Annotated in this window: 11 protein-coding genes and 1 pseudogene; all 12 read right to left on the reverse strand. The window is 46.3% G+C overall.

Translation table 11 applies throughout. The features are described from left to right. Position 1 precedes the first annotated feature (1 nt). The 12 genes and pseudogenes from V7K61_RS24945 to V7K61_RS25000 all read right to left on the reverse strand — a co-directional run bounded on the left by V7K61_RS24945 (position 2) and on the right by V7K61_RS25000 (position 10,164). Positions 2-115: an SDR family NAD(P)-dependent oxidoreductase gene (locus V7K61_RS24945; protein WP_335057472.1), complete on the reverse strand. Its 114-nt coding sequence runs from the start codon at positions 113-115 to the stop codon at positions 2-4. Next, on the reverse strand, positions 112-522 hold the full coding sequence (locus tag V7K61_RS24950; RefSeq protein ID WP_335057474.1) for a DUF6130 family protein: 411 nt from the start codon (positions 520-522) through the stop codon (positions 112-114). The genes V7K61_RS24945 and V7K61_RS24950 overlap by 4 nt, the downstream gene beginning before the upstream one ends. A 355-nt stretch (positions 523-877) precedes the next feature. After that, complete coding sequence (locus tag V7K61_RS24955) at positions 878-1,876, reverse strand: alpha/beta hydrolase (RefSeq protein WP_335057476.1); 999 nt, start codon at positions 1,874-1,876, stop codon at positions 878-880. A gap of 243 nt (positions 1,877-2,119) precedes the next feature. After that, on the reverse strand, positions 2,120-3,010 hold the full coding sequence (locus tag V7K61_RS24960) for an alpha/beta fold hydrolase (protein ID WP_335057478.1): 891 nt from the start codon (positions 3,008-3,010) through the stop codon (positions 2,120-2,122). 233 nt (positions 3,011-3,243) lie between these two features. After that, a complete protein-coding gene (locus V7K61_RS24965; RefSeq protein ID WP_335057480.1) occupies positions 3,244-4,086 on the reverse strand; it encodes an alpha/beta fold hydrolase in 843 nt (280 codons plus the stop codon). Positions 4,087-4,097: 11 nt separating this feature from the next. Further along, positions 4,098-4,663, reverse strand: a pseudogene (gene dps, locus V7K61_RS24970) (DNA starvation/stationary phase protection protein Dps). Positions 4,664-4,742: 79 nt separating this feature from the next. Then, complete coding sequence (locus tag V7K61_RS24975) at positions 4,743-5,492, reverse strand: glucose 1-dehydrogenase (protein ID WP_335057482.1); 750 nt, start codon at positions 5,490-5,492, stop codon at positions 4,743-4,745. A 102-nt stretch (positions 5,493-5,594) separates the two neighbouring features. After that, a complete protein-coding gene (gene tehA, locus V7K61_RS24980) occupies positions 5,595-6,599 on the reverse strand; it encodes a dicarboxylate transporter/tellurite-resistance protein TehA (protein ID WP_335057484.1) in 1,005 nt (334 codons plus the stop codon). A gap of 375 nt (positions 6,600-6,974) precedes the next feature. Further along, positions 6,975-7,412 (reverse strand): cupin domain-containing protein, encoded by a 438-nt coding sequence (locus V7K61_RS24985; protein ID WP_335057486.1) that lies wholly within the window; start codon positions 7,410-7,412, stop codon positions 6,975-6,977. A gap of 73 nt (positions 7,413-7,485) precedes the next feature. Continuing rightward, positions 7,486-8,043: a DsbA family protein gene (locus tag V7K61_RS24990; RefSeq protein ID WP_335057488.1), complete on the reverse strand. Its 558-nt coding sequence runs from the start codon at positions 8,041-8,043 to the stop codon at positions 7,486-7,488. Between the two features lie 672 nt (positions 8,044-8,715). Continuing rightward, positions 8,716-9,366, reverse strand: coding sequence for an RNA ligase family protein (locus V7K61_RS24995; RefSeq protein WP_335057490.1), 651 nt, complete (start codon positions 9,364-9,366; stop codon positions 8,716-8,718). 168 nt (positions 9,367-9,534) lie between these two features. Beyond that, positions 9,535-10,164: a response regulator transcription factor gene (locus V7K61_RS25000; protein ID WP_335057492.1), complete on the reverse strand. Its 630-nt coding sequence runs from the start codon at positions 10,162-10,164 to the stop codon at positions 9,535-9,537. Positions 10,165-10,370: the final 206 nt, after the last annotated feature.

Genomic DNA, 10,370 nt, shown 5'->3' on the forward strand with positions numbered 1-10,370 from the left:
ATCAATGAATGACAACTACGGCTGCACCTTTGGCTGCCAAATGTTTGGCAATTGAAGCACCAATTCCTTTAGATGCCCCCGTCACAACTGCGATTTTCCCTTCTAGTTTTTTCATGATGATTTCTTAGGATCGGGCAGCGTGAACTTCACAGTTTCGCTGGTGATTACTTTGTGCGTGGGGTCAGCTAGTTCGATCAGCACCTTGTGTACGCCAGGTTCCAGTCCGACCAGGATGATCGTTTCCCCACTGGCATCGACAAAGTGCCACGGCGCATCGTCAACGGTAATGTGGATATGACCGATGCGCGGCGATACTTCGAGGGCACCCTTGCCGAACACCGGCAACACGCGCAGGTTCTCTGTCCGGTACTGGATAAAGACGCGACCCTGGGCTAGTGGTTCGGGAAGCGGTGGATCGACAATCAGCTTGGCCGGTGCTTCGTTTTCGATAGCGATCAATGGTGATGAACCGCGAATGTCCTTGGCGCTCTGGACTGCAATTTTTCCGTCTAGTTTTTCCATGATGGTGAGTCCTATGGTTGTTGACGTTACTTCATTGCTTTTACAAATTCATTCTTAGACAGATTTGCACTGAAACGAGGCTTATAGCACTTTGCAAGTAAATGAAGTACACTCTTCCATTGCTTGGGGCTACGGTAAATTACCCCCCTTAATCCCCCCGATATATTGGGGGGAAACAGCAAATCTAGTTCCCTCACGCCACATACTTCAAGTCGGCAAAGCCGCCCAACGCAGTGGCTCCCCAATATATCGGGGAGGGTTAGGGTGGGGTATTTTTGTACCTAACCAACTCGCAATCTGCTGTAATTGCAACTGCGGTAAAAGAAACGATGCCTGCGGCGGTAAACTACGCTTCCTATTGCAGATATTTCTTCAGTTCGGCGGCTGCATGGACAAAAAGAGAACGAACTGCCGGAACTTCAGCTAAACCATTCAGCAGTCCGAAGTCATGAATCATGCCGTTGTAACGCACGGTTGTCACTTTTACCCCGGCTTCATCTAGCTTGCGTCCATAGGCCTCGCCTCCATCACGCAAGATATCACTTTCTGCAACCTGAATTAACGCCGGAGGCAATCCTTTCAATTGCTCAACAGTAGCCTGTAGCGGAGAGGCATAAATTTCTTTGCGTTTTTCCAGGTCTGTGGTATATAGGTCATACATCCACTTCATCAAAGATGTGGTCAAAAAACGTTTCTCGCCAAATTGTTGATAAGAATCCGTTTCAAAATTAGCGTCTACGAGCGGCCACATCAGGATTTGCAACTTAATCTGCGGACCCCCTTTCGCTTTCGCCATCAAAGTGGTTACAGCCGTCATATTACCGCCGACACTGTTTCCGACTACTGCCAGATTTTTGCCATCAACATTAATCTCCTCACCATGCTCGGCTACCCATTTGGTAGCGGCATATATCTCATTGACAGCCTGTGGATACTGAGCATCTGGAGTTCGAGTGTAGTTGACAAAGACAGCCGCAAAACCTGAAAGCACGACGAGATCCCGAACCATGCGTTTGTGCGTTGGATAATCGCCCAGCACCCAACCCCCACCATGAATAAAGATGAAAACAGGCAATGTGCCTTTGACACCCTCTGGTCGGACGATGTTTAGCGAGATCGAATACCCGTCAACGGTAATCGTCTTCTCAGACTCATCAATGCCTGAAAGGTCTACTTTAACGTCAGCCTGTGCATTCACTAGGACTTGACGCGCTTCGAGTGGAGGTAATGTCTCTAAAGGCGAACCATCACCCGAATTCAGTAATTTCAAAAATGCCTTCACTTCCCTAGAAAGACGCGGATCGTCTGCGACTTCCAAAACTTTCACCGCTTGCGATTTTGCTTGACTAATCATAGAACCTCCTTGGATTTATTTATCGAAAATTTGGGTTTTAAATCCCGTGCTTTGAGCATCGGCTTTCTGGTAAAATATATCTAGTACAGCAAGGCGTAAATAAGCCACCCATTTTAAATGTCTGAAACCCTTGCTAACAGGTAATTACGAATTACGAACTTGTACTGAGCGTAGCCGTTGGCGCAGCCTCTCGTAGAGAAGTATTACGAATTACGAATTACGAATTACGCGCAGCGGTACTAGTCATTTCCTACTGGGGACTGGGATAATGTCCTCCTTCACAACGTGAGTTGTAATGAAGCGACGGATATGGTCTGCGATCGCATCTCCTTCCTCTTCCAGAGCAAAATGTCCAGTATCGAGTAAATGCAACTCCACGTCTTTTAGATCGCGCTTGTAGGGATGAGCGCCTTCTGGGGGGAAAATGTAGTCATTCTTACCCCAAACAATCAGGGTTGGTGGCTGATATTTGCGAAAATACTCCTGCCATTGCGGATATAATGGTGGATTAGTGCCATAGCTATACAGCAGCGCCAGTTGAATCTCATCGTTGCCGGGGCGATCGAGGAACAATTGATCCATATTCCAGGTATCAGGGCTGATTGCTTCTAAATTGCGAACGCCGTTGGTATATTGCCATTTCGTGGCTTCCAAGTTGACAAGGTGTTTAAGCTTGTCAGCATTCTCAGGCGATCGCTCTTGCCAGTAAGCCTTGATTGGGTTCCAAAATTCGCGCAGACCTTCTTCGTAAGCATTCCCGTTTTGGACAATCAGGGCTTCCACTCGCTCTGGATATTTAGCTGCAATTCGATAGCCAATGGGAGCGCCATAATCCATTACATAAAGGCTATATTTCTTGAGAGCGATCGCGGTAATAAATTTCTCTACGATCTGTGCTAGGCGATCAAATGTGTAGTCAAACTCATTTACGGTTGGCATCGAACTGTTGCCGTAACCTGGATAATCGGGTGCAACCAGATGGAAGCGATCGCCAAGCGCAGACATCAGATTGCGGAACATGTGAGATGAGGTCGGGAAGCCGTGCAATAGCAGAATTGTCGGATTACTGCGGGAACCAGCTTCTCGATAAAAGATATCTAAACCATCGATCGAAACTGTGCGATATGTGGTCATAACTTTATTCATCGTAAGGTTATGTAAGTTCGATGAACCTCTCCCTCCCAGCCTCCCTCTCCGAAACGGAAAGGGAGGAGCAACGAAAATTCAGCTTTTTGCTCCCCTCTCCGCCTCGGAGAGGGGCTGGGGGAGAGGTCAAATAAGACTTGTCGAACTCACGTTAAGGTTATGTAGAGTACTTCTAACGCGCAACTTTCACGTCGCGCATCTCGTTGCAACGCCAATAAAGGTTAATGAACTTTAGCTTGAGGCTCCTCTGCCTTTGCAGCTTCAATAATCAGATTTGCTACTTCAGTTGGATGGGAAACCATTGAGACATGGCTTGATGGTAATGAAATGACGGTTGCCCCGATCCGCTTTGCCATAAAACGCTCTAGTTCTGGTGCAATCATGCGATCGTTGGCAGATACCAGATACCATGATGGTTTGGACTTCCAGGCTGCTTGGGTCACTTTCTCGCTAAAGTTCTTGATGGCGATCGGCTTCTGCACAGCAGCCATCACGCGTGCTTCAACGGTGTCAACATCCTGAGCAAATACCTCTTGAAAGGTATCAGGATCAACCTCAAGGAACTCATTATTATAAATAGGGCGAATATTGGAAGAACCAGGTGGGGTGGGAAAACGTTTATTTAAGTCACTGATGCTTTCTCCTTTATCGGGTGTATGACCTGCAATGTAGACCAATCCCGCAACATTTGCTGCATTAGCTGCTGCTTCTGTTATGACTGCACCTCCATAGGAATGACCGACGAGAATTGTGGAACCTGTTTGAGCGGCAATAACTTGCTTGACTACGGCAACATCGTCTGCAAAAGAAGTGAGCGGAATCTGCACTGCCGTGACGCGAAGACCTTTATCTTGCAGTAGCGGGATCACCTTGCTCCAACTTGAGCCGTCTGCAAAGGCTCCATGCACCAGCACGATATTGTTAGCAACCACCTTAGTCTCTTTCGTTTGATGTGAATCCTTTTTAGGCTTGGCAAGTGCGATCGTTGGGGCAGTAATCAAACCTAAACCTACTAAAATCCCTACATTTAATAATTTTCGGCGTGTAAATAAGTTATTCTTCATCAATCACATCCTCAAGTTTGGTCTGCACGATCCTGGTTCTGAAATGAGGTTTGCAGATGGGCTTCTAAAAACCACAACCGCTTGTCTATCGCCCGTGAAATCTCAATAAAGAGATCGTTGGTATCCATGTCACCCAAATTATTTGTTTTTTCAATGTTTTTACGGAGGGATTTGGCGTAAATTGCCAAGCGATCGCTAAGTGCAATGACATGATCTGTGCCATCAACAGCATCGAAGGGATACTCAGGCAGTTCCGATTCTTTGGCAGCAATCCGAGCGGTTCCCAGTGCTTTTCCCCCCAATGTTGCGATCCGTTCGGCAATCAAATCAATAAATTCTTCAACTTCGGAAGCAATTTCATCAAACAGTAGATGCAGTTGGTAAAAATCTTTACCTTGTAAAAATCTTTACCTTTGACATTCCAGTGAGCATATTTGATCTGGGTCTTCAAGTCGATCGCAGTTGCCAAGCTTTGATTGAGTAAGGTATTTACTTGCGATCGCATTTCTACGGGAATATCAATTCGGGTTGAGTAAACTAAAGATTTAGTCTCATTTTGCTTAGTTGTTGCAGTCATAAGTCCTACTCCCAAGATGTTGTTTTGTAATCAGTAAACGTTTAGGGAAACACAAGTATGGCCTCCTCCGCAAGCACATTTAAATTTGTGCCATACCACCATCGACAAACAGTTCAATGCCGTTTACAAAGCTGCTGTCATCCGAGGCAAGGAAAACAACCGCCTTAGCAATTTCGTCCGGTGTACCCACCCGTCCCAGGGGGATAGTGTCAGCTTGGCTGGACACAAATTCCTGTATTTGTTCTTCACTCAATCCCAAGAGATTGTAACCAGGAGTCGGAACCACACCGGGGCTGATGGCATTGACGCGAATCTTGCGCTCTTTGAGGTCGAGTGTCCAGTTACGGGCAAAGGAGCGCACAGCAGCTTTGGTCGCGCTGTAAACGCTAAACGCTGGAGTACCTTTAATCGAAGTGGTCGAAGCATTGAGGACGATGGATGAACCCTCTGGCATCAACGGCAGTGCTTTTTGTACAGTGAAGAGTAAACCCTTGACATTGGTATTAAAGGTTTTATCGAAATGCTCCTCGGTAATCGAGCCGAGTGGGGCAAGTTCGCCGCCTCCAGCGTTAGCGAAGAGGATATCGAGGTGTCCTTTCTCCTGCTGAATCGTAGTGTAAAGACGATCGATATCTGCGAGATTCGATGCATCAGCCTGAACAGCAGTGACGTTTTCTCCAATCTTCTTCACCGCAGCATCAAGTTCGTTTTGACGACGACCAGTGATAAAGACGTAAGCCCCCTCTTGTACAAACCGTTGGGCTGTAGCGAGTCCGATTCCACTGTTACCACCTGTGACTAATGCGATCTTACCTGTAAGTTTACTCACGATAAAACTTCTCCATTTGTGTGAATTTCGCATTGACGTTTGCCTTCAATGCACTGGACGATTACGCAATCTGTCTTATTCTATGGGAAACCATGAAAGTCGCTAAACGATGCGATCGCCTGTCGCAGGCAATGGTAGTAGTTTGCCCCGCAGCAACAGTCGTACTGTCCCCAGAGCAATACTGCCAATCACGATATTTGCGCTAATGAATAGCAGCACTGCCAGCTTTTCCATCACTCCGGTCATGCCGCGTTCAACTAAGCGCAGAGATGCCAGCGACAGGGCGGCAACGCCGAGGGTGAATGCCCAGTAGGACGCTGCAAAGGGTTGTTGAAACAACCACGGTAGCAGCCGCAGTAGAATCAACGCCTGTAACAGTCCATAGCCAAAGAGGATCTGGGCGAAAGCATCGGGCTGACCACTGGTGATACTCAAATAGGCAACACAGCCGACGACAGGGGGTGCTAGTTGAATGCCCAGCGTTGGACGCAGGGACTTGGGCAGTTCTTCCAGGAGGTATAGACGATTCATGATGATGGACTCCAGTGCCAGCCATGAAAACAGCCCCGCCCCAAAAAACAACGCACCCCAATCTCGATAACCGAGGGCACTGGCAACGATCGCACTGACAAAACCACCCGCGACTGTAGGCAGGTAAAGAATGGGTGTTGTCGTTTCTGGCTTACGCCCTCCCATCCATAGCCGACCGGAACGATACACGCCAAAGCTCAACTGACCAATTGCACCTACAACGAATAACGGGACGGCGATCGCACGAGAGTAGGGCGCGATCGCTAGTACCACAATCACCGTAGATACAGGCACCAACCCAATAAAGCAACACAAAACAGGATGCTCAAACTCAGCTAGGGCATCTGCTCTCGCCCACAGCCATTTGCCAACATAGAGCAGTAACAACACGAGCCAGATTACGACTGTCAGCAGCATAATTGCTTCGCCAATCCAGGCAGGCAAGTGCCAAAGTTTAGCAGCTACTCGCCAGCAACTGCCTAATCCTGCTAAACCCAGAATCATGCCAAAAAAGGAAGCAGGAATTGTGATGCGATAATCTTTTAATACGGTAGGCTTTAGACGTGATTTTCTCATGGTCTAGCTTCCTGGCAGCAATAGAGAGATGCAAGCGAGATTCGTCCCCAGAGTGAGTACTCAATACGGTTCGGTTAAGGCTTTTTGATGAAAATTCTAGATCGCAAAAATGGGATAAATCATCACAAAGACGCGATAAATCGCCGTCTCTACAATAATCCAATACACTTGGGTTAGCGCCAAAAACCTTGAAATGTGTAGGTTGGGTTAAAGAACGAAACCCAACATTTTCGGGGCTTTGTTGGGTTAAGCAAAGCGCAACCCAAGCGTATTGTACAATAATCAATCTTTTGTCTTGACGGCGATTCATCGCCTCTCTTGCCTTAACCGAACAGTATTGAGTGAGTACTTATCGGAGTGCGAGCCAACATCACCTCATACCGAGGGTAAGGCTCCGGGCGGCCCCAGAATTTCGTCGCCGATCTCGGTGGAAATGCGATCGAACAGCGCCATGTCCGGTGCTTCTGTCTCATCCTGTGTACCAACTGCTGCGATTAGCCGAGCAAAGCCACTCGGCGCAGCAACCACCAACCCGCGAGCTGGCTGATCGCTGAGTGCAGCGACTACGTGAGGTGTGCCAGCAGGAATCAGGAAGCTTTCACCGGCATTCAGCACAACCTTGTTTTCACCTGCCCAAACCGTGAACTCCCCTTCTAGTACGTAAAGTTGTTCGGAATAGCGCGTGTGGCGGTGGGGGGGTGTTTGTGTGCCGGGAGGGAAGTAGCCTTCGATCAGATCGTACTGACCTCCGGTAGTGGTGCGATCGGCAAGGATGTTGAGGCGAGTGCCAAAAAGCCAGAGAGATTGTGCCATCAGATTCCTCCTGTTGATTAATTGCTTGCGTAATAAGCAGTAATTTTGGTTGTGTGGTTAAGAATCAGGAAACTTAATGACTTGCAGTGATAATAGCTGCCATCAACTGCTCAATGTTCCAGCGAACGCTATACCGAATTCCATTAATAAACAGTGCTGGAGTAGCCGTTACTCCACTGTGTAATCCACTTTCAATATCTTCATTGATGCGATCGATGTAGACTTTTTTAGATATATCTTGGAGAAATTGGGAAATATCAAGTCCTAGATTATTGGCATACTCCACCAGATAGCCGTTTCCCAACTCTTGTTGATGACTGAACAGCATTTCATGCATTGGCCAAAATTGACCTTGGACAGCGGCAGCTTCAGCAGCTTCAGCCGCACGTTGAGCATGAGAATGAATCTCTATCTGTGGAAAATGACGGAAGATGAAACACAAATAATTCTCCCCCAAAGAAACACTAAGCTGTTGCCCAATGACTTTAATCAGCCTGTAAACGTCCGCACTTTGAGAACATTCATAGTCCCCATACATCACCAGCACTACTGTGGCATTCAGCACGCCTTTTATATGATCTTGTGTTGAAGGTGGGACAAATAACAAACTACGGTCATGGTCAAAACTCACTAATACCTCCGACGGTTGTATGCTCGTCGCCAGCGCTGAACATACAACCCTCTTTCTACTTTCTTTGTGTAAAGTAAGCATTGATTGCAACTAGGTTGCAATCAATCTTTGCCTGAATTAAATATATGCAATTAAATTTAACTTGTCGTCCCCTAAAAGTTGAAACTTTTGCTCAATAGAATGATTGATAAATCAGTCCATCTCAAAATGGAAGGTTAACTCCAACTTTAGTTGGAATCCACATTTCAACTAAAGTACAACTTACTCAGATCATTTCTTTGTGAATTTTGCTCTTTTCCTTTCTTAAAGCATTAACTGGTATATATAGCTTAAAAAAGCTAACTCATAATACGGCTCAATCGCCACTATAGCGGTTATCAGTTTAGTGAGGTACAAGAACCCCACCCCCAACCCCCTCCCCGCAAGCGAGGAGGGGACTATGATGTACCTCGTGTGATTAGGAAACGCTATAATACTACGTGCGTTTATCCACATTACAGCAGATTGCGAGTTGGTGAGGTACAAAAATACCCCACCCTAACCCTCCCCTTAGAAAGGGGAGGGAACTAGATTTCCTGTTTCCCCCCAATATATCGGGGGGATTAAGGGGGGTAATTCACCGTAGCCCCAAGCAAGAGAAGGGTGTACTTCATTTACTTACAAAGTGCTGTATCACTCCCAATAGTTTTCCCAGTCATCTTGGAAGGCTTGCTGTAGCTTTTTCATATAGGCATTAGTTTTGATTTTTACCATCCACAAGTCCACAGGGCTGTTACCACCTTTGCACACGACACCCTCAGCTACGCCATACTTCCCAGCGCGGACATCTTCTACAAATTGTCCGGTGAGTTTGCCACGATAAACAACGCGGGCGATCGCTAAATCACTAAAATCCTGTACAAACTGTTCCGCCGGAATTATACCGCGATTAGTCTCTACATCAAAGAGAATCAGTTGTTTCGGTTCGTCGGGTTTGTGCATACCCGCAAAGGAACTAGCACCGAAAAACTCAGTAAAGACGGTGATTTCTGGACTATTATAAATAGGATTTTCTTGAAACAGTTTATCTAGCAGGGTTGCAAAAAGCGTTTGAAATATGCTATGTGCTGCTTCCAAGCCTGGATGGGCGGCGTTAAAGTCAGCGATTCCTTTCTCATCGAAATCGAAGCGATCGCGCCGAGTCCCAAATCCGTACCACCCAAGTTCAAATTCCCAAACCCAATGCAGATTAGTCCCGTCGTATTTCTCGAAGGCAATACAGCGCTCGGATGGGTAGTTTTTACTACCAGGAATTTTGGGATACGCTAGCTGAATACGAGGCATAATGTTGATCTTGTATTTATTAGTTGCATTGACCTGCACCTTTATTGCATTGACCTGCAAAAATTAACTTACTTTAGATTACGTAGTAACTTTAAAAGATTTGTGTGTAGATAGTAGCCTTAACAAGGGGGAATTTAATTATATAGAAATTTAATTGCAAAATTGATATTACAAATTGACAATCCCTCGTTTAACAGCAATAATCACGGCTTGAGTGCGATCGCTCACTCCCAACTTACTTAAAATTCGATTAACGTGAGATTTAACGGTGCTTTCACCGATATTCAAAGTAGTGCTAATTTCTAAATTACTCATTCCTTGCGCCATTAAACGGAGTACATCTAGTTCTCGCTCACTCAGTTCTGGATTGCTCATCCTCTGCACCAATTTTGCCCCTACTTCGGGTGGAATATACTGCTGACCGCGATGAATTGTGCGAATGGCACTCAGAAGTTCGTTAGGTTTAGCATCTTTGAGCAAATATCCTTTAGCGCCTGCGTGTAATCCACGATAGATATCTTCATCACCATCGTAGGTTGTCAGCACAACAATTCGAGCAGCTTTAAATTCGGCACAAATAACAGTAATGGCTTCAACTCCTGCCATCTGCGGCATTCGTAAATCCATTAGCGTTACATCTGGTTGGTATTCACGAAAAAGCGCGATCGCCTGTTGTCCATCTTCTGCTTGAGCAATCACCGTCATCTCTGGATCGCGATTAATGATGGTTGTCAATCCTTGCCTGACAATGGAATGATCGTCAACAATCAGAACCCGAATATTCGTTGATTGGCTCATAATTATTAATAAATTGAAAGTACAAAATTAGAAATTGAGATGTTATATCATGTGCGCTTGATTGCTTATTAAACCCGAAGAACCCCACCCCCGCCAAAGCTATGCTTTGTCTCCCCTCCCCGCAAGCGGGGAGGGGCTGGGGGTGGGGTGTATTGACTGTGGTTAGCATAACTAAATTAATTATGCGGACATGATATTACTACACT

Origin of the sequence: Nostoc sp., assembly GCF_036918015.1 — a bacterium.
Classification (GTDB): domain Bacteria; phylum Cyanobacteriota; class Cyanobacteriia; order Cyanobacteriales; family Nostocaceae; genus Nostoc.

What these genes read in the sequence shown, in the direction of transcription:
- V7K61_RS24995 (WP_335057490.1), bottom strand. Translation starts at nt 9,366, where the DNA reads ATGCCTCGTATTCAGCTAGCGTATCCCAAAATTCCTGGTAGTAAAAAC.
- V7K61_RS24960 (WP_335057478.1), bottom strand. Translation starts at nt 3,010, where the DNA reads ATGACCACATATCGCACAGTTTCGATCGATGGTTTAGATATCTTTTAT.
- V7K61_RS24985 (WP_335057486.1), bottom strand. Translation starts at nt 7,412, where the DNA reads ATGGCACAATCTCTCTGGCTTTTTGGCACTCGCCTCAACATCCTTGCC.
- V7K61_RS24965 (WP_335057480.1), bottom strand. Translation starts at nt 4,086, where the DNA reads ATGAAGAATAACTTATTTACACGCCGAAAATTATTAAATGTAGGGATT.
- tehA (WP_335057484.1), bottom strand. Translation starts at nt 6,599, where the DNA reads ATGAGAAAATCACGTCTAAAGCCTACCGTATTAAAAGATTATCGCATC.
- V7K61_RS24955 (WP_335057476.1), bottom strand. Translation starts at nt 1,876, where the DNA reads ATGATTAGTCAAGCAAAATCGCAAGCGGTGAAAGTTTTGGAAGTCGCA.
- V7K61_RS24945 (WP_335057472.1), bottom strand. Translation starts at nt 115, where the DNA reads ATGAAAAAACTAGAAGGGAAAATCGCAGTTGTGACGGGGGCATCTAAA.
- V7K61_RS24950 (WP_335057474.1), bottom strand. Translation starts at nt 522, where the DNA reads ATGGAAAAACTAGACGGAAAAATTGCAGTCCAGAGCGCCAAGGACATT.
- V7K61_RS25000 (WP_335057492.1), bottom strand. Translation starts at nt 10,164, where the DNA reads ATGAGCCAATCAACGAATATTCGGGTTCTGATTGTTGACGATCATTCC.